Below are 18,261 nucleotides of genomic sequence, written 5' to 3'. Positions count from 1 at the left end.
GATTAACAATATTAATACATCCAGCAAAACAATTTAATCCATGTATATAAGTAGTATCTTGCATTAATTCATACATAGCATCACTTATAGTAGTTAGATTAGTACAATAAGAATACATAGAATCATAATTTATTTCACTTGAAACAGTTCTTGTTGTTTCAAGTGCACCAGAATAAGCAAACATAAAGTAAACTTTTGTAATATTAGTTGGAATATCTATTCTGTTACTTAAATTGCTACAATTTTGGAAACACCATGATGCATTTATTGCTGTTGCGACTAAATTGCTAAAAAATTCTGTAGGTAATTGTAACTTAGTACAACCATAGAAAGCTGCTTTTAAATTTGTTACATTTATAGGGCATTTTGTTACATTTGAAAATGTAGCTGAAGTACAGTTTCTAAACATATCTTCCATATTTGTTAGATTAGTTAAATTTATTAAATCTCTAAAATTCTCCATATTTGTACAATTATAAAACATACCAGATGCATTTTCTAATGAACTTGGCCAATAAATATTTGCATTAAGACTGCTACAATCACAAAACATATTAGATGCGTTTTTAATACTATCTGGTAAAACTATATTCTTACCTTTTGCTACTAATCCTGTACACCCTTTAAACATTCCCTCTGCATTTTCTAGCTTATTAGATAAATAATCTATTCTTACCAATTGCACACAATCTCTGAACATACGCTCTGCACTTGTAATACTATCAGACATATAGCCTGTATATTGTAATTTACTACATCCATCAAACATAAAATCTGTCTGTTCCATAGATTCTCTGTATGATCCAGTATCCAATAAACTTGTACACCCAGCATACATATCCCTACAGTCTTTTATTTTTTCTCCCAAATTAGCAGGATAAACAAGGCTTGTACATTGTTTAAACATACTATTCGCAATAGTAACTCCTAAAATATCCCCTACTTTCTTTAAATTTTTAAAATCATAAAAACTTGAAGTGCAATTTTCAATTACTTCATTCAATTTAACAATTTCAATAAGACATGCTCTCCATACATTCCCATATGTGGATGATGTATTAGGTGTATAAGGTGAATTAGTTTTAATCGTATAGGTACCTTCTTGAGCATAAGTATGAGTAAGAGAATTATTAGTAGTTCCATCCCCCCAATCTGTAATAATTGTAGTTCCATATTTGCTCTTTAGTGCAAAAGTTTTATCTGTAGAATCTAACAAAGTAGTATCTATAATATAAATACTTTCGTCTAATGTAGCACCTCCACTACCTTTTTCTAAATTTGTAACCCTGTTATCTAAATTATTTATTTTATTGTCATAATTATTAAATTTACTATTATATTTACTGTCATAAGAATTAAACTTACTATCATAAGAGTTAAATTTACTATTTAAATAGTCCTGAAATGTTGGCTTGGCATTATCAATTTCAAATTCATTTTTATATTTTTCACTTTCTCTTATATATTCTTTTGTTTTTACTGCTCTTTCTTTAACTTTAGTGCCACTTTTTTTATCTAAAATATTAACATAATCCCCTACACTAATTGATTTGCACCTTAATGTACTACATGAATAAGAGAACAGTGGCTTACAAAGTTTGTCTAATTTTGTTTGTGCAGCATTTCTTAATGTTTCTATGCTAGTATATCTTTCATCTGTCCAATTTAAAGACTTTATTCGAGGAGAATATGAATGATTAGTTACTTTACATGTTATCCCATTAGCACCTGTTGCATTTATTTCTGTTATTAAGTCATACGTATCACCTTGTACTTGAATATCACTTGTTATTATTTGTCCTGAATCTACCCCGATTTTGTTATAAACAAGTATTTTTTTATTAATAGTATCAAATTTAAATTCTACTTCAAATTGTTCTGTTATACTTTTGCATAAATCAAATGCAGTGGTTTCAGAATCTACTTGAAAAACAGCATTTGTTATACTTGGAACTTGTTTAATTTCGTAAGTCCAAACAATTCCATTAAGCAATGTATCTAATATTTTATTTATATTACCTGAAAGATTAAAACTACTGTGCTTTTTTTCTTCAAGTTCTTCTACATTTAATTTGCATTTAACCTCTTTAGAATTGTCATTAAAACTTATTTCTTTTATTACAAATTCATCATCTTTAGTTCTTATAAAGCCATCAAATTTAATTAATTGACTTTTAGAATCTGTTAATGGGTAGGAAAAAGAGAGATTTTTATCTAACAAGCCATCTGAAATTTCATTTTCAATATAAGCATCTTTACATTGTGTCAGCAACTCAATTTTATTATGTTTTATATCATATAGCTGTAACATAAAATCCCTCCTTATATAAATCTTTCTTCATATTTAAAAATAACATTTACTGCCATGCTAAAAGTAATTGTATTAGTTCCTAAATTAAGCCTTGGAAATTCCCACATATCAGTATCATTATATTTATTTGTAATTCCCTGACTAACAGTTTCAGATATAGAGTTAATTGTTATATCTGTATTAGCTGTTACATTATTTATTTTTATTACGCTATCTGAAACACCATCTATAATTAAATTTCCTGCTGCAAGTGGTGTAATTATCATTGTTAATGGCGTTTCTATTGTACCTGCATAATCTATAACTTTATTGGTTATATTTTTTTCTTCAATTTGTTTTATTTCGCTTATTTCATATGCTTTAAGTTCTATTTGTAAAGTGTATCTTATTTTTGAAATTGTCTTAATTATCTCTGTCTTTTCTAAAGAACATATAAATAAATGTGAGTAACCATCTGCTTTTAAAGTAAATTTTTCAACATCCATTTTATTAATAACTTTACTAATATTATTTAAAATCTCTTTCCTTGATATTCCTTTAAAGAGTAATGTTAGAGTTATCTTTTTAAAGCCTTTTAAATTTTTAACAAAAAAAGGAGAAATATTTTCTCCCCAAAAACTATTATTAGTGATATCCATACTTTGAATGTCGAAAGTTAATTGTTTTGCATTTACAGAATTTATATTAAAATCACCTATAATCACTATCTATCACCTCTTGCATTCATGGCAAATTTATTATCTACTATTTTATATGTAGCTTCTCCAATCACTTTACTATCCATAACATTCTGTACAGTAAAATAAATTGGCTGATTATTTTTCTGATTTATTTTTGAATCTAAAAGCTTATCTAAATTATCCCATAAAGCACTCAAAGGAAGTACAGCTTCTGCTCCTGATTCTCCACCTACCATAGCATTTTTGCCATTCATACCAAATATGGTAGGTTGAGTTAATATACCACCATTCGCATACCATTCTACATTTAAATGCGGAATACTTGGAGGATCTAAGCTAAAACTGCCTTCTATAGAAAAGTGAGGTAGTTTAAATATAGATTTTATTCCTTCCCAAACAGATTTTATTCCATCTACAACAGCTGAAAATGGCGCTTTAATAGAATCCCATGCAGATATAACACCACTTACAATGCTATTCCAGACACTAGAAATTGTACCTGTAAAGCTATTCCATACTCCACTTATAGCATCACATACACTGTTAAAAACCCCAATTACACTTAACCACACTGCTTTTATATTATCTACAACTACATCTATAACACCTTTTATTGCATTCCATACAGTTTCTGCAACACTTTTAATAGATTCCCAAACAGAAGAAAAGAAATCCTTTAATGGAGTTATTATATTGTCTTTAATAAAATCTACAGCAGTTTGTATAGCACCTTTAATAGTTTCCCAAACAGATATAATATTATCTTTTATTGCATTCCAAATATTAAATACTAAAGTTTTAAATGTTTCCCAATTGCCTTTCCACCACTCTACATAAGCTAATATAAAAGTCCTAATAGCTTCAAATGCTTTAAATATATATTGCTTGCAATTTTCCCACAAAAATTTCCAAGGTAATAATATTAAGTTAACTATTCCCTTAACTACTTCTACAATAACCATAATTACTACCTTTATTACATTTATAGCTGTCTTTACTACATTAACCATTTTGTCAAAAGCAGATTTTATAAATGGGACTATTTTACTAAATACAGATTTAATACTCCCCCATAATTGATTTATAAAATTTCTAAATGGCTCACATTTTTTATACAATACTACAAGTAATGCTACTAAGGCAGTTATCCCAATTATTATTAACGTTACTGGATTCATAGCCATAATAGCATTTAATGCTCCTTGTGCTATTGCTGCTGCTTTATCTACTACCATTTTTGCTTTTTCTGCTACCGTTAATCCAATAACACCAAGTCTTGTTGCTAATAAAGAACTTTTAAATAATCCATAAAGTGCAACAAGTTTACCTATACTACTTGCCATTACTCCTAGAACTACTAGTGCAGGACCAATGGCGGTTGCAATAAGTCCTATTGTAACTACTGTATTTTTAGTTCCATCATCAAGATTTCTAAACCATGACGATAGATCCTTTACTTTTTCGGAACTATTTTTTAGCATTGGTGCTACAGTTGATGTTATTTCTGCTCCAAATTCTGCACTTGCAACTTTCATTGCATTTTGTGCTTTAGTGTATTCAGCAGAACCATCGCTCATTTCTGACATTGTATTACTTATTGTTCCTTCTGAACTTTGAATAGCATTTAACATTTCTTCATATTCAAATCTACCACCTTTTATTGCATCAGCAAGATCAGGTCCTGCCTTTGCTCCGAAAACTTCAATTGCTTTAGTTGTTGCACTAGCAATATCAGGGCAAGCTTTTATTTCTTGTAATGTCTTTTTAAATTCTTCTCTTGAATCTTTTCCTGCCGCACCCCAATTACTTATCGCTTTTTTCATTCCCGAGAATGCTATTTCTGTATTGTAATTAGTTGTCTATAAGTATTCCAACCTATATTTCTCTTATTTTCATAAGAGTATCGGACTATATCATCACCCTCGTTATAACGTTAGGTTTCCAGATTAAACTATATTTAATCGTGTTCGGCGCTCGTGGGAATATTATTGCTTGTTATAACTCAATTCCTAGTCTCTGAACTTTCTACATACTTTACTAACTTTCTGTAGCTTAGCTGCTGATTAGCATAAATAAATGTAATAAAAAAAGAAGCCTAAGCTTCTTTGATGTTATACAATTTTATAAATTCTATTAATTGTTCTTTTGTGTTATTTGTATATCCATAAGTATTATGAAAAAGTCTATGGCATTTATCGCATAAAGTAATACCATTATTTACATCAGTACGACCTTCTTTATAAGAACTATAATTTTTAATATGATGTGCTACTAAATTACCGCTTTTATTACTACCACAACATTTGCATGTATATTTATCTCTTTTATATACATTTTCTCTCCACACATTATATTCATGGTAGTTTCTTCCTATAATTCTTTCTTCATCTGATATATTAAAATTATAATTTGGATTATCTTTACCTGTAAATCTTCCTATATGGTTATCATGAAGTTTCTTTTTAACTTCTTCACTCCTGTGCTTACCATATAAAAAATGATTAATTCCTGCACATTTGCCTTTTCTACTACAACTGATTTTTATTTTAGTTTTTTCTAAATGTTTATGATTATAAAAAGGATTTCCTTCTCCAGTTTGTCCTTTAACAGTACATTCATGGCTACAATATATTTGTGCTTTTCTACTGCTTCTAAATTTCTTATTACATATAGGGCATATATGGACATATCTGTTATAAAAACACTCTTTACATTGATTTCTATAACCATCACTATTGCCTTTATGCTTATAAAAATCATTTATAAATTTTAGTTTTCCACAAGTATTGCATACTTTCATAATCTTTTTACATTCTTTTGTTTTTATCATAAAAACAACACCTTCCGATTAATGTTTATTTCCGAATATTAAATTTTAATTATAGGGAAGTAATCTCGGATAATTACTTATCAACAAGGCTCGCGACTTCCTTATCTATCCCTTAACATTATTATAACACAAAATAATATTAAATTACATTTATAATTAGCTTTCCAGCAATTCACCGAATATCTTTAGAAGCATATTTCTATGCAACTGCGCCAATATAATCAACGCCAGCCTTCTCCCAAGAACTAAACAAAGCAATGCTCTCTTTCATATCAAAGCCTAGTGCTCTCATTGGAGCACCATATTTGGTTAAGTTTTCAGTTAAATTTGATACACTTATTCCACTAGCTTGTGCAGCTTTAGCTAAATTATCTAAAACCCTACTGTATTGATCAGAATTTATACTTGCATCTCCCATATATCTACTAACTTTTTTTACTGCTTCTGTAGCATCTGAATTAGTTACTTTAGCAAATGCAATAAATTTATTAGTACATTCTTCTGCTGAATCTCCTGTAAATCCAAATCTAGTGTTAATTTCTCCTAGAGTTGTACCTATTAGTTTAAAATCTGCTGTGGAGTTACTTGCAATATCCTTAAAACTTTCTTTTAAATCATCTGCTGCTTCTCCTGTTGCACCTGTTGCTTTTATAACCTCGTCTGTACCACTTTTAACTTCTTTATAGTTTGCAATCGCAGTTTTTCCAAGATCTTTTATTTTGCTTGTTATGTTTTCTATTTTTTGACCTAAAGCTTGAGCGCCATCACCTAATACTGTCATTGTTGTGCCTATTGCTGTTGTTTTGCTATTGCTTGTTTCTGTAGTATCGTTATAAGAAGAAAGTTGATTATTAACATCTTGTAATTGTTTCTCTAAATTAGAATAATAGCTAGTTGCATTATTAACTTTTATTGCGAGATTCTCTGTTGCATTTGAATTCTCACCAGTTTCTTTTCTTGATTTTTCGTATGCACTTTTTAATGTTTCAACTTTCTTGGCTTGAAGCTCCATTGTCTTATTTAAATATTCTTGCTTATTTTTTAATTGATCTGTTGTGCTACCAAAATTCTTTAAATTTGTATCGGTGGCTTTAAATTCACTCTTTAACACATTCATAGAACGATTAATTGCTGTTACACCATTATTAAAATTAGTATTATCTAAAGACCATTTAACAACCATTTCTTCTACATTCTGTGCCATTTCTCCACCTCCTTATAACTGAATATTATCTATATATTCTTCTTCATCTTCTTTATTTCCATATTTTCTATTGTTGAACTTAATATGCTCTTTCCATAAAGCAGTTAATTTTCTATTATTACAATTCCAAAATTGTTCTTCTGTCATTCTTAACTCTACTGTTGCAATATAATAAAGCCACGCCCAATCTATTTTGTTATCGGTTTTGTTATCGGTTGTGGCTTCTGTTCCCCCTGAACTATTTCTTCTTCAGGTTCTGGCATAAATAATGTTAATGCTTTCTTAAGAGTTTCAGATATATACTCCATTTTTTCCTCACTCTGCAAAGCTTCTGTTAATAATTCTCCAACTTCCATTAATGTTATCTTTGGATAACGTGGTTTTATAGCAGCATAAATCAAGGCTCTTATTGTTTTTAATGGCTTTTTACCTTCTGCCATAGATTTCATTGCTGTATCAAATCCACCTTCATATATATCTTCTAATTCTGCCATAGAGTTGAAATCAAAAGATATTTCAAATGTTCTTCCACGTAAAGTTAATGGAATTTTTATATTCTTTAAATCTTTTCCTAACATAAATATCCTCCTTATTAAAAAAGACTAAGGTTTTACCCTTAGCCTATACACCTGATTAAGCTGTCGCTATTTCTGAATAAACTGAATCAAACCATTGTGATGCAACAGTTGAATCTGCATTTTCTGAATTTTGATCTAAATCACAATAATGCCTTCCAATTTTTTTATTCTTATAGCATTTAAATTCTACTTCTACTGTTTGTGTTTTAGGTTTGTTTTCTGCACTTTCAGCTTTAAATTTAGGTTCGCTAAATACTACATCTTGATACCAAATAAATTTATTTTTTCCTCCACCTGTAGGTGCTTTAAATCCCATAGCCTTATGAAGAACTTCGCCACCTTCTATTGGTGGAAAATAGACTCCTTTTGTATCAATACTACCACCAAATAATTTAACCTTAGTTTCATTAGTTAAATAGTTAAATGTAACTTTTCCTGTCATTTCAATTGTTCCATAAACATCTTCCTCAACTTCATCATCTGAATATAAAGTTTCAGAATCTTTTTTAGTATCAATTTCAATTGAAATTAATCTTTCTGCCTTGTAAGGTGTACCAACTGTATAATTTTCTTCTGTATTTTCTGATACATCTGCTAAATGAAAACTGTTTGCTCCTCTAATTCTTGGCATATACCATCACTCCTCTTTTTCATAAAAATAGCACCTAAAAGCTATATGATATGTTTCTGTATCACTTTCGTAAAAATCATTGAAAGTAACATTATAAAATACTGTTTTAAGTGCTTTCTTAATTCTATTTTTAAGACTTGTTGGATCTGTTTTTGACCACAAATCAATTTGTAAACTGTGAACATTTGTTTCATTTTTATCATCAGAATAATCTTCATCAAAGTTATTCATTTCAAAAAATGTAATATAGGTTTTTTTATCACCACTATATTTTCTGTATCTTGCAGGGATATCAAATTCTTTTAATGTATCAATTATTATTTCATTTATGTCAATCATTTAATCCCTCCTTCATAACTTTTACTGTTTCCTTTAAAGCTTCATCTTTTTTATTTTCAAATGTTGGACGCATAAAAGGACGTGCTATTTGTCCTCTACTTGTCCCCCATTCATAAAACTTAAGATAAAATGCTTCTGAATTATCTTCTTTATTAATTCCAATATTTATATATTTTTCACCCTTTTTAGACTTAACTTTACTTTTCTTTAAATTTTTCTTGGCTTTACCAGTTCTAACAGGACACCTTTTTATCATTTCATCTAATATTACATCTGCACCTGCATTTAATGCTTTGTTAGTTAATTTGTTACTTTTCTTGCCCATTTCGGATACTTTTTTCTGCAATTTATCAATGCATGAAAAATCTATTTCAAAATCACTCATTAACTAATCCTTTATACGCTATAAGATGTAATTCGATATCTTCTTTGTTAGGCTTATATTTCCTTTTAACCTTATAAAGCTCATTATCATAAAAAACATAATCTTCTTTGTTATAATCAACTTGCTTAACTTCTAATACTATTTTTATTTCATTACCTTCCTGGCAACTTTTATAAAATTCATCACTTGTTACAGATTTTTCATTGCAGAATATTTCATTTTTTACAAATGTTTTTTCTTCAACCCCATTTTTGTTAACAGTAATATTTACAGTAGCAAGTTCGCATGTATCACTCCACATTGTAATCACCACACAATGCCATACTATTTTTTAGCATGTCATAAGATTTTTGATATTTTTCAGAATCCTTATTGTTAAGTCCAAAATTAGCTTTACAGTAAAGTTTTACAGCTTGAATGACTAAAGCATCAGTTTCGTCAATTTTCTTAACTCCACTAATGCTTAAATCAATTTTACAAGCATCAATTAAATCTGTAATATCATCATCAAGTTTATTATTCTTAATTCTTAAAGCAAGTTTAACTTTTTCTAGCATAAATACCACCTCACTAGAAAAAGAGTGCTATATTAAGCACTCTTCTTAGTAATAGTAACTAAGCTATTCTTATCTACAACTTTACCATCTACAAGCATTATTGCTTTTGTTACTAGATCATCAGTATCGTTATCTTCATATCTCTTAATAGTCATATTAAGATTAGTGTTAAGAATATAGTCAGTTGGCTTGAATAAAAATGCAACTACTGTATCTGAAGAAACTGTATCTGCATAATTACTCATATAATCATTACATACAACTGTTCTTCCCAATAACATTCTTTCAATTTTTCCACCAATACCATAATTAACTCTTCCAATTGGTTGACCTGTAGTGTCAGTTAATCCTGCATATTGCATAAATGTCTTTTTAGTCATAAACCAAACTGCTCCATTTTCATATGCTTGTGGTAATGCTGCTTCTGCATCTATCAAGTCTTTATATGCAGGTTTTCCTGTCTTAGCAATATCTACGTTTTGACCAGTTACTACTGTCTCACTTAATATTCCTGTACATTGTCCAGAACCATCACCACTTATGATAGATTGTTCTATTGCTTTAATCATAGCTTCTGTTACATTGTTAATAAATGTAGTTTCAAAAAATGGTAATGCCATTGTATCTACTTCTAAACTTACAGAAATAGCACATCTTAATTTGTTGTAAGCAAATGAAATGTAAGAAAGTGATTTCTTTTGTTTAGTACTTCCTGCACCCTCTGATACCCAACTTGCAGAAGGTTTTGCAGAAGAAGTTGGTATCTTAACTCCACCTTTGTAAGAAGTTCTAGTAACTAAAGGAAGAATCATTCCTGTTGCTTCCATCTTTTCAATTATTCTCTGTAATACAGTTTCAGGAATAGCAACTCCTACATCACTTGTCTTTGTATTTGCGTCTACATTCTGTAATGTAGCATTCTTTTTGCCTGTAATAACATAATTCATAAATGCTTTTCTGTAATCTATGCTATTTGTAAAGTTTTCTTCTGTAACATTGTTAGTAGAATCAAGTACTTGTGCTCCTGGTACATTAATTGACTTATTTTGAATATCAGTAACTTTTACATTGTCTTTTAAGGCATTAAGATTTGCTAATGCAGTAGCTTCATTATCAAATTTATTATCTAAATCTGTAATTTCTTGCATTTTAGCTTGTCCTTCTTCTATTTTGCCTTCATTAATTAATTTTTCTGCCTCATTGTAAAGCCCATTTCTCATTTCTAAATACTTTTCTTTTTCCATGTTATAAACATCTCCTTTTCATATTTAATAATTGCAACTTAGCCTTAGCTTTTTGTTGCATTAAAAAATCAACCTCATTATTAACGGGTTGATTGATTGGCTTATATTGTTTTAATTTTTCAACAATATCGTTATTTAGTGATACTGAATTGCATAAAGCAGTAGCTTTATTTTTTAATAGATTAACCATATTGAAATCTACCTTTTGATCTTGATACATAATTTCATCTATTATCTTTTTATCTTTTGCTTCATCTGCAGTGTACCAAGTTTCATGGTCCATGATTGACTTAATTTCTTCATCTTCCATGCCAGTTTTTAGTTTGAAAGCATTTGCAATTGTTTCATTTGCTTTTTTTAATGTTTCAGCAGTATGTTCCATATCTCTATAATCTCCACTAGCATTACAAGATACATTATGTATCATAAATAAAGCACTTGGTGACATTTTAACAGTTGTACCTGCCATAGCAATTACTCCTGCTATACTAGCACATAGACCATTTATTTCTATATTCACATTTGCTTTATTTCTATAATCCATAAGCATATTATAAATATCACATCCAGCGAATACAGAACCACCACCACTATTAACTCTAAAAGTAACATCATCACCATTAGCATTGTTCAAATTTTTTTGAATAATTTTAGGTGAAATAGCTTGAATGCCATACCAATCATAAATCCACTCACAACCGCTATCAACAACTTCACCCTTTAAGTCAAAGTATTTCATTATTCTTCACCCCCTTTCACGGGTATAGTATCTAATCTTCTCAAAGGTGTATCTCCACCTTCTACAGGAGTAAGATTTAATACTTCTCTCCATTCATTAGGTGTCATTGCTCCTCTATCTACCATAGCTTGTAACCCAAGTTTGGTTGACATTGAAGCATATTGAAGATTATTTGCATTAAAAATTATTTTATTACCAAATCCTCTTTCTCTTCTTGAAAATAATTTTCTAGTAAATTCATTTGACAATTGCATTGCTAAAGGTTCTATTTCACTTTCATAATATGCATTCCATTCATCTTCATTGTATTTACTTTGAACTATATTCTCATTTGTATTGAAGAAATTATATATTCTAGTTATTGTTCTATCAGTTTGTGCAGCATTTGGTACATAATCTTTAGGATCTACTTGTTTAGCATCACATTTTGAATCAACTCCAGCTGCACCACTTCCATTTTGGATATTTAGGAATTGATCTACAAAATCTTGTGTTTGCTTTCTTAAATCTTCTGGTCTTAATGAAGTTGTAAACTTCAATAACCACCTTATTAATCCACCATTTTTAATAGCTTTTACAATTCCTTGGTCTGATGTTGATACAATCTCCATTAATTGTGTTAATGCCTGACTTGGTGATGTTCCAAAAATATCATTTTCATTAAAATCTTGCCTTAAATGAATAATATCTGTGTATGGATAAGTTACAGTTCTGCCATTTTTATTTACAAATCTTAAATATAAATAACCTTGCTTATCATAAATGGCTTCTGCGCTAACACATGGAATATTATAAAGTTCTACAGGAATATCATTTTCATCTCTAACTATTAATGCAAAAGCATTATTATTTAAAGAGAGTTGATTAATCATTTTTTCAAAAAATACCTGTCCTGACATATAAGGATTAGGTTCTTCTAATAAAAATCTTATATATGGTTCTGGGTTAATACTAAAACCTTGTTGAGAATTATTTCGTAAATGCTGTGGTATAAGTTTACCTATAGCTTTACTTCGTGGTCTAATACAGGCTCTTACAACATCAGATTTATACAAGTTTCCATCCCATGAATAAAAGCCATTTCCTCTATCCTCAACCATTTCAAATCTTGTTGCTGTAGAACTTCTATTTCTAAATCTTTTAAACAATCCCACTATTTCACCCCCTTCCAAAATCAAATATTTATATTAAGTTTTCATAATCTGTCTGTTTATCTCTAAAAACTGTATATCCAATTATCTTAGAAACACCACCATCAATTCTTTTTCTAGTGTCAGCACCTTTTATAGGTTGTATATTTCCGTTAATATCTGTTTTTATTTCCATATTTGAAAGACACCATTTGTCAATTGGATTATTATTATAAATAATTTTATTAGCTTTTAAATCTGCTTTCATATCCTTCATAGGCATGGAAAGTGTTTTTGCTCCTTGTCTTACTGGTATCATTGCATCTTTACCAAATTCATCAATGTAAGCTTGTAATAAAGAATCATCAACGTGCCATGGATCATATCCTATCCAAGGAAAATAAATATCATAATCATTTTTTAAATCAATAAACCATTGGAGCATATCATATTTATTTACTTTATTGCCTTCACATACTCTCAATAAACCTTGTTGTTCCCAAAGTTTATATGGCACTTCATCATCTTCTTTATTGGTTTCTATAAGATTAAGTTTTTCTCTTGGAATCCAATACATAGAAATAAAATAAATATTATCGTCATTTTTTCTTTTACATAATGCATTAGCACTCGCTAAGTCAGTAGTTTCAGCTAAGTCAAAGCAACCAATTCCATAACGAAATCCCATTTCAGCAATATTAAATGTAGTAGAATTATTAAGTTCATCATATCTAAGCCATGCACTAGCACTATTTTCTTTCATGTTAAAATCTTTAACCATTACAGTAGCTTTAAATGCAGGATCATTCTTAGCTTTTTCCACATTGCTTCTTAGATAATCATATTTTTTAATAGTTCCTAACCCTGGATTAGCTTTAATCCACATTTCTTCTTTATCCCATTCGTCTTTATCATCAAGTTCATAGATAAATGCTAAGAATCTATCATCTTTGATTTTTCCATCTAATACACCACATGCATAATCATATTGTGCATCAAAAATGTTATCTCTTACAAAACCATTAGTAGTTATGCAATTTAGTAACGGTTGATTTCTTGAACCCATTGATTGTTTCATCAAATCATATAGATCACGATTTTTTATTGCTGCAAGTTCATCAATAGTAACCATATGTGCATTAAGTCCATCAAGACCATTAGTATTAGATGATAAAGCCATTATGGTTCCATAATTAAATGGCACATATAAATCAGATTTTCTCTTTTTTACATGTTTACTTAAGTCGCTAGATTGTTGAATCATTTTATAGCATTCATTCCAACCCTTATGTGCTTGTTCTTTTTTAGTTGCCACATTATAAACTTCTGGAGAACCTTCACCATCACCAATTCCCATGTATAATTCATCACATGCAAGTTCTGTAGTTTTACCATTTTTACGTCCTCGAATATCAAGTACTTCTTGATATTGTCTAAATCTAGTATTTTCATCTATAAAACCAAATACTGCTTGATGTTTAGCTTTTTGAAATAATTGCAATTCAATATTCTTCCCAAGTTCTCCCTGGCTCTGCTTACAGAATGTTTCAATAAACTCAATTGGTAGATTGGCACGTTCTAAATCAAATATCCATGATCCATGCTTGTTATATAATTTATCAACTAGCATAGCGTATACTTGCTTAATTCTATGACATGCTATTATATTACCTTTCATTATCTCGTTGTAATATTGTTCAATGTAAGTAATCATTTCAATGATTTACTCCTTTTGACAAAATCAGCCAAACTATCATTTTCTTGTTGCTTAACTTCTGATGGCAATATATCTATAAGCTGTTTCATAACAGTCGCATATCTTTGGATAAATGTAGAATAAATTTTGTATTCAGGTCTTTCTCTGTTAAAGCATTGTTCTCCTTGTTCAAACAATTCAGTAACACCATTCGTTAGTAAATCATCTCTTAAATTATCTAATGTTATCTTAAGAAATGCAGCATTATTAATTAGACCTTCTAAAGCTTTAGTTTTATCTTTTTGAAAATCTTTATATAATTTCTTAAGTCTATTTATTTCTTGCTTAATTTTCTTTTCTTTTTCTAATTGTTCGGAAATGTTCAAAATTATACCCCCCTTTTTTCTCAAATTTTCATTTGGAGGAAAATTAATGTACACACCTCGGTCTCTTTTTGCTCTTGAAATCTCGCAAATAAGGGGGGATATGTTAATTTTCTTCCATATCTTCTATTAATTCTCCATATTTATTAAATCTTAATCCTTCTCGTACCGCTCTTTTATTGTTATGCCTATTGTGATGACATTCTTTACATAACAAAATTAAATTACTTGCATTAAGTGTTACGTCAGGATCTGTTATGTTAAGTGGTGTTAAGAACTCTATGTGATGCACTTCTTTCCCTGGCACTAGCTTACCTTTCTTTAAACAATCTTGACACAAGCCATTATCTCTTTTGAATATGTAATCTCTTGCCTTCTTCCATTCTGTAGACTTATAGAAAGCCTTACTAAATTCTCTAGCCATTTCATCACCTTCTTAACATTTCTTTCTGCATTAACTCCATATCGTAATAACTTCTTAATAACTCTTTAGCATTATCATCAAGTATTACTGCATTACCTACTTCATCACTTAGTGTTATATTGCTATTACTATTTAATATCTCTAAGTATTTCTTTAAAGCATTACATGTAAATAAAATATCACTCAAAATAATCACACCTTTTTAATTAAAAAAAATTAAAAATTTAAGAATTTCTTAAGATTTAATGTTCGGATTTTTCATTTTGAATATTTAATTTTCTTAGGTAATCAACTATTCGCTTAATCTTTTTGCTACTTCTATATATCACTATTTTTTTAATCTTAATTACAATGCTTTATTTTTTTAAACATTCACAATCAAAAAAATAAAAAATACATCAAGGTACAAAGTCATTTAATGATTTTGATACTTCAATATATTTTTCTCTATCAAGTCCTATGTATGCTTTTGTTTCTTCGATGCTACTATGACCTAATGCTTCTTTCACTAGCAGTATATCTTTACCACTTTCAAAATACAATTTATATGCATAAGTTTTTCGCATACTATGTGCAGTAATATCATATAATCCAAAATATTCTCCTGCTTCTTTTAAAATATTACTTACAGCTTGTACTCCAATATGTTTGTTATTACCTTTTCTACTCTTAAATATATATTCATAATCTTTCATATCTTTTATATAATCTTTAAGGATTTTAGCAACCTTTGGGAGAACCTCAACTTCTCTTGGTTTACGATTCTTTTCTCTAATATTTTTAGAATTATATTTCTTACCTTCTTTAATTACAAAAAGATTTCTTTTAAGTGCTTCCCTTATATCTCTAGCTTTTAATTTAACTAAATCTCCTGCTCTATATCCAGTTGTAATTCCAAGTACAAATAAGACATAATTTCTATAATTTTTACATTTAAGATAATCTTCAATATCTAAAACATGTTCTTTTATTTTTATTGGTTTAGCTGGTCTCTTTTTCATTCATGCTCATTCCACCTTTTTATTTTTGTTTTTTAAATATAGAAAAAGAGTTGCCATTAATAGCAACCCTTAAATTCGTTATTTAACCTTCTTGGTGTATCTGCTGTAAAGATATAACCTAAATCTTCATTTAAAACTATATCGCCATTTTCTTTAGTCTTGTAAATAGATCTGTTTTTTTGAATGAATGACTTATCTGAAATAAATCTATTACATTCATAGTTGATTGCTTTAATACTATCTTTTCTTTCTCTTAAAGCTTCTTGATGTCTATTTCTAAAATGTGAGTAATTACGTTGTATACATTTCCTTACTGATTCTACATTAACACATAATATCTCAGATATTTGCCTTGCATCATAACCAGTAATATAAAGTTTTCCAACTTCATTTTTGTTAATGCACATAAAAAACTACCCCCTTTTGGATATAGTTACCCCAACCCATTAGGCTGGACATTTCTATATTTAATTCTTAATTCTTATTGTAAAGTTATTTATATTTTTTTACCACGACATAAACACGACATTTTACACGACATTTTTAAAAAAAGACACAAGTTTTTTAATTCTTGTGCCTTTTGAAAATTACATTTTTATTATCTTGTCTATTCTCTGTACTTGTCTTGGACTTATTCCAATTAGTGTAGCAGTTTCTTCCTGGGTATAATGTTTTATCAATCTAAGATATTTTACTTTATCTTTGTTATTGTTAAGTTTCTTAATGTATTCTAAATCTTTTTCTTTATCTGCTATAGATAAATCTAAGTCTTTTTTTATGCTTTCCTTATCCATATCTACTCCTTCACATCAATTTCTATTCCAGTTTCATAAAACCAACCTCGACTTGCAAGCTTGTCTTTATGCTCTATATTAATATCTTTTATTAAATTCTTTTCATCAAAATCTAATGCTTTTCTATGTGATCTATAAAGAATTAATATACATACTTGAATTAAATCAAATGTTTCTCTTACAATTTCTTTAAGATTATTAAGAGTTTTATCTACTCTATAATTATCTATTGCAATTTGAACTTCTTTAAATTCTTCAGTAAGCTTTTTCTGAATATCATCAGCACATAGAGTTCTATTATCTATGTGCTTATATTTATTATTTCTTAATACATGCATTAATAATTTCATTACTGTACCTCCAAATCATCAAATACTACAGGTATTTCTTTTCTAAACTCCTCTAATATCATGTTAGCTATTTCTCTTGTTTGAGGATGTGCTGCTTTATCACATCTTAATTTAAAGAAATGTCTCCATTCTCTTAGATTCATTGTCATTACTATTTCTGTTTTAATTGAATTAGGGAGAATACTTCTAGCTTCTTGTGGAGTTGCTCCATTTTCTAACAATTTAAAATAACTATCTGAAATTCTATTCATCAGTATTCTCCATTCTATATATTTCTCATAATTTTCATTCCAAAAACAAGGTTTTATAAAAGTTAATTCATTTCCAAATTTATCATTTGAGTAATTACAGTATCTTGTACTTTCCTGACTATAACTTGCTATTCTATGTCTTACAATTTCGTGGCTTACTCCTCTATCACATATAACCCTAACGGATATACTAACATGCTCTAGAACTGATTCATGTCCTCTTGCTATAATAGATTTAACAAATCTTTCTGCTGAATCTTCTGTTATATTCCCTTCACTCTTGTAACAAGTTCTTCCTATTCTTTCTATTTTCTTTAATATGGCTTGTCCATCTATTTCATCTTCTAATTGAACACTAGGCTCTATTATTTTCATCACATCCACCTCCCAAGGTAGTTATTATATTCTAATTTTCTCTCTGTTTCATTTTCTTTCAAATAATCAAAACCATTACGATAATCTTCATCTAGCCATTTTTTAATACATTCAGTACATCCTTTACCTTTTTTATGACAAAATTCATCCTCCCTTTCATTCTTGTTAAAATTATTATCAAATTCATTAGGGCACATTAATATAAATGCAAGTGAATCTGTATTTAGCTTTTTAATCTTATCTATGTTTTTCATTTATTCTTCCTCCCAACTACTGTAATTCTGATTTTTCTTCTAACCAATTAGCATAAGATTTTAATTCTTCTGCTACTTCATCATCGATTACCCCCTCCTTTTCAG

General features: G+C 29.0%; 25 protein-coding genes. All 25 read right to left on the bottom strand.

What is annotated here, in order from left to right:
• Positions 1–2,311, bottom strand: a 2,311-nt coding sequence (locus ACTNAO_RS11765; RefSeq protein ID WP_441048074.1) for a phage tail protein, incomplete at its 3' end; no start/stop codon positions are given.
• Positions 2,312–2,322: 11 nt separating this feature from the next.
• Positions 2,323–3,015 carry a phage distal tail protein gene (locus ACTNAO_RS11760; RefSeq protein ID WP_441028392.1) on the bottom strand — a complete coding sequence of 231 codons (693 nt, stop codon included), beginning with the start codon at positions 3,013–3,015 and terminating at the stop codon, positions 2,323–2,325.
• Positions 3,015–4,814: a phage tail tape measure protein gene (locus tag ACTNAO_RS11755; RefSeq protein ID WP_441028390.1), complete on the bottom strand. Its 1,800-nt coding sequence runs from the start codon at positions 4,812–4,814 to the stop codon at positions 3,015–3,017. The genes ACTNAO_RS11760 and ACTNAO_RS11755 overlap by 1 nt, the downstream gene beginning before the upstream one ends.
• A gap of 272 nt (positions 4,815–5,086) precedes the next feature.
• Positions 5,087–5,821, bottom strand: coding sequence for an NUMOD3 domain-containing DNA-binding protein (locus tag ACTNAO_RS11750; protein ID WP_441028388.1), 735 nt, complete (start codon positions 5,819–5,821; stop codon positions 5,087–5,089).
• A gap of 199 nt (positions 5,822–6,020) precedes the next feature.
• A complete protein-coding gene (locus tag ACTNAO_RS11745) occupies positions 6,021–7,025 on the bottom strand; it encodes a phage tail tape measure protein (protein WP_441028386.1) in 1,005 nt (334 codons plus the stop codon).
• 12 nt (positions 7,026–7,037) lie between these two features.
• Positions 7,038–7,172 (bottom strand): hypothetical protein, encoded by a 135-nt coding sequence (locus ACTNAO_RS11740; protein ID WP_321064711.1) that lies wholly within the window; start codon positions 7,170–7,172, stop codon positions 7,038–7,040.
• Between the two features lie 41 nt (positions 7,173–7,213).
• Positions 7,214–7,603 (bottom strand): hypothetical protein, encoded by a 390-nt coding sequence (locus ACTNAO_RS11735; protein WP_441028384.1) that lies wholly within the window; start codon positions 7,601–7,603, stop codon positions 7,214–7,216.
• A gap of 55 nt (positions 7,604–7,658) precedes the next feature.
• A complete protein-coding gene (locus ACTNAO_RS11730) occupies positions 7,659–8,234 on the bottom strand; it encodes a major tail protein (RefSeq protein ID WP_441028382.1) in 576 nt (191 codons plus the stop codon).
• 6 nt (positions 8,235–8,240) lie between these two features.
• Positions 8,241–8,573 (bottom strand): hypothetical protein, encoded by a 333-nt coding sequence (locus ACTNAO_RS11725; protein ID WP_441028381.1) that lies wholly within the window; start codon positions 8,571–8,573, stop codon positions 8,241–8,243.
• Complete coding sequence (locus ACTNAO_RS11720; protein WP_441028379.1) at positions 8,566–8,958, bottom strand: HK97-gp10 family putative phage morphogenesis protein; 393 nt, start codon at positions 8,956–8,958, stop codon at positions 8,566–8,568. The genes ACTNAO_RS11725 and ACTNAO_RS11720 overlap by 8 nt, the downstream gene beginning before the upstream one ends.
• Entirely contained in the window at positions 8,951–9,259 is a 309-nt protein-coding gene (locus ACTNAO_RS11715) for a phage head closure protein (protein WP_441028377.1), read from the bottom strand. The genes ACTNAO_RS11720 and ACTNAO_RS11715 overlap by 8 nt, the downstream gene beginning before the upstream one ends.
• Complete coding sequence (locus tag ACTNAO_RS11710; protein WP_441028375.1) at positions 9,249–9,515, bottom strand: head-tail connector protein; 267 nt, start codon at positions 9,513–9,515, stop codon at positions 9,249–9,251. Before ACTNAO_RS11710 ends, ACTNAO_RS11715 begins: the two co-directional genes overlap by 11 nt.
• A gap of 32 nt (positions 9,516–9,547) precedes the next feature.
• A complete protein-coding gene (locus tag ACTNAO_RS11705; RefSeq protein ID WP_441028373.1) occupies positions 9,548–10,759 on the bottom strand; it encodes a phage major capsid protein in 1,212 nt (403 codons plus the stop codon).
• A gap of 1 nt (position 10,760) precedes the next feature.
• Positions 10,761–11,498 carry a head maturation protease, ClpP-related gene (locus tag ACTNAO_RS11700; RefSeq protein ID WP_441028371.1) on the bottom strand — a complete coding sequence of 246 codons (738 nt, stop codon included), beginning with the start codon at positions 11,496–11,498 and terminating at the stop codon, positions 10,761–10,763.
• On the bottom strand, positions 11,498–12,652 hold the full coding sequence (locus tag ACTNAO_RS11695) for a phage portal protein (protein WP_321063668.1): 1,155 nt from the start codon (positions 12,650–12,652) through the stop codon (positions 11,498–11,500). Before ACTNAO_RS11695 ends, ACTNAO_RS11700 begins: the two co-directional genes overlap by 1 nt.
• A 28-nt stretch (positions 12,653–12,680) precedes the next feature.
• Positions 12,681–14,339 carry a terminase TerL endonuclease subunit gene (locus tag ACTNAO_RS11690; protein ID WP_321063676.1) on the bottom strand — a complete coding sequence of 553 codons (1,659 nt, stop codon included), beginning with the start codon at positions 14,337–14,339 and terminating at the stop codon, positions 12,681–12,683.
• On the bottom strand, positions 14,339–14,710 hold the full coding sequence (locus tag ACTNAO_RS11685; RefSeq protein ID WP_321063667.1) for a hypothetical protein: 372 nt from the start codon (positions 14,708–14,710) through the stop codon (positions 14,339–14,341). The genes ACTNAO_RS11690 and ACTNAO_RS11685 overlap by 1 nt, the downstream gene beginning before the upstream one ends.
• Positions 14,711–14,813: 103 nt before the next feature.
• Complete coding sequence (locus ACTNAO_RS11680; protein WP_321063666.1) at positions 14,814–15,131, bottom strand: HNH endonuclease; 318 nt, start codon at positions 15,129–15,131, stop codon at positions 14,814–14,816.
• 4 nt (positions 15,132–15,135) lie between these two features.
• Positions 15,136–15,318, bottom strand: coding sequence for a hypothetical protein (locus tag ACTNAO_RS11675; protein WP_441028368.1), 183 nt, complete (start codon positions 15,316–15,318; stop codon positions 15,136–15,138).
• Positions 15,319–15,529: 211 nt separating this feature from the next.
• Positions 15,530–16,132 (bottom strand): tyrosine-type recombinase/integrase, encoded by a 603-nt coding sequence (locus tag ACTNAO_RS11670; RefSeq protein ID WP_321063664.1) that lies wholly within the window; start codon positions 16,130–16,132, stop codon positions 15,530–15,532.
• 56 nt (positions 16,133–16,188) lie between these two features.
• Positions 16,189–16,539 carry a DNA-binding response regulator gene (locus ACTNAO_RS11665; RefSeq protein WP_441028366.1) on the bottom strand — a complete coding sequence of 117 codons (351 nt, stop codon included), beginning with the start codon at positions 16,537–16,539 and terminating at the stop codon, positions 16,189–16,191.
• A gap of 180 nt (positions 16,540–16,719) precedes the next feature.
• Positions 16,720–16,926, bottom strand: a complete 207-nt coding sequence (locus tag ACTNAO_RS11660) for an RNA polymerase subunit sigma (protein WP_321063662.1) — start codon at positions 16,924–16,926, stop codon at positions 16,720–16,722.
• Positions 16,927–16,928: 2 nt separating this feature from the next.
• The gene (locus ACTNAO_RS11655) at positions 16,929–17,276 is read right to left on the bottom strand and encodes a hypothetical protein (RefSeq protein WP_321063661.1); all 348 of its coding nucleotides are present in this window, start codon (positions 17,274–17,276) and stop codon (positions 16,929–16,931) included.
• Positions 17,276–17,902, bottom strand: coding sequence for an FAD-dependent thymidylate synthase (gene thyX, locus ACTNAO_RS11650; RefSeq protein WP_441028363.1), 627 nt, complete (start codon positions 17,900–17,902; stop codon positions 17,276–17,278). The genes ACTNAO_RS11655 and thyX overlap by 1 nt, the downstream gene beginning before the upstream one ends.
• The gene (locus ACTNAO_RS11645; protein ID WP_441028361.1) at positions 17,902–18,156 is read right to left on the bottom strand and encodes a hypothetical protein; all 255 of its coding nucleotides are present in this window, start codon (positions 18,154–18,156) and stop codon (positions 17,902–17,904) included. The genes thyX and ACTNAO_RS11645 overlap by 1 nt, the downstream gene beginning before the upstream one ends.
• Positions 18,157–18,261 lie beyond the last annotated feature (105 nt).

It is taken from the genome of Clostridium sp. HCP1S3_C6 (assembly GCF_052066735.1).
Lineage (GTDB): Bacteria > Bacillota > Clostridia > Clostridiales > Clostridiaceae > Clostridium.
The sequence above is the reverse complement of the archived record's forward strand: the minus strand, read 5'-3'. Positions and strand labels throughout refer to the sequence as shown.

Coding starts and splice junctions, on each gene's coding strand:
- ACTNAO_RS11745 (WP_441028386.1), bottom strand. CDS start 7,025: ATGGCACAGAATGTAGAAGAAATGGTTGTTAAATGGTCTTTAGATAAT.
- ACTNAO_RS11705 (WP_441028373.1), bottom strand. CDS start 10,759: ATGGAAAAAGAAAAGTATTTAGAAATGAGAAATGGGCTTTACAATGAG.
- ACTNAO_RS11670 (WP_321063664.1), bottom strand. CDS start 16,132: ATGAAAAAGAGACCAGCTAAACCAATAAAAATAAAAGAACATGTTTTA.
- ACTNAO_RS11660 (WP_321063662.1), bottom strand. CDS start 16,926: ATGGATAAGGAAAGCATAAAAAAAGACTTAGATTTATCTATAGCAGAT.
- ACTNAO_RS11730 (WP_441028382.1), bottom strand. CDS start 8,234: ATGCCAAGAATTAGAGGAGCAAACAGTTTTCATTTAGCAGATGTATCA.
- ACTNAO_RS11700 (WP_441028371.1), bottom strand. CDS start 11,498: ATGAAATACTTTGACTTAAAGGGTGAAGTTGTTGATAGCGGTTGTGAG.
- ACTNAO_RS11740 (WP_321064711.1), bottom strand. CDS start 7,172: ATGACAGAAGAACAATTTTGGAATTGTAATAATAGAAAATTAACTGCT.
- ACTNAO_RS11655 (WP_321063661.1), bottom strand. CDS start 17,276: ATGAAATTATTAATGCATGTATTAAGAAATAATAAATATAAGCACATA.
- ACTNAO_RS11725 (WP_441028381.1), bottom strand. CDS start 8,573: ATGATTGACATAAATGAAATAATAATTGATACATTAAAAGAATTTGAT.
- ACTNAO_RS11645 (WP_441028361.1), bottom strand. CDS start 18,156: ATGAAAAACATAGATAAGATTAAAAAGCTAAATACAGATTCACTTGCA.
- ACTNAO_RS11735 (WP_441028384.1), bottom strand. CDS start 7,603: ATGTTAGGAAAAGATTTAAAGAATATAAAAATTCCATTAACTTTACGT.
- ACTNAO_RS11680 (WP_321063666.1), bottom strand. CDS start 15,131: ATGGCTAGAGAATTTAGTAAGGCTTTCTATAAGTCTACAGAATGGAAG.
- thyX (WP_441028363.1), bottom strand. CDS start 17,902: ATGAAAATAATAGAGCCTAGTGTTCAATTAGAAGATGAAATAGATGGA.
- ACTNAO_RS11665 (WP_441028366.1), bottom strand. CDS start 16,539: ATGTGCATTAACAAAAATGAAGTTGGAAAACTTTATATTACTGGTTAT.
- ACTNAO_RS11750 (WP_441028388.1), bottom strand. CDS start 5,821: ATGATAAAAACAAAAGAATGTAAAAAGATTATGAAAGTATGCAATACT.
- ACTNAO_RS11755 (WP_441028390.1), bottom strand. CDS start 4,814: ATGAAAAAAGCGATAAGTAATTGGGGTGCGGCAGGAAAAGATTCAAGA.
- ACTNAO_RS11715 (WP_441028377.1), bottom strand. CDS start 9,259: ATGTGGAGTGATACATGCGAACTTGCTACTGTAAATATTACTGTTAAC.
- ACTNAO_RS11710 (WP_441028375.1), bottom strand. CDS start 9,515: ATGCTAGAAAAAGTTAAACTTGCTTTAAGAATTAAGAATAATAAACTT.
- ACTNAO_RS11720 (WP_441028379.1), bottom strand. CDS start 8,958: ATGAGTGATTTTGAAATAGATTTTTCATGCATTGATAAATTGCAGAAA.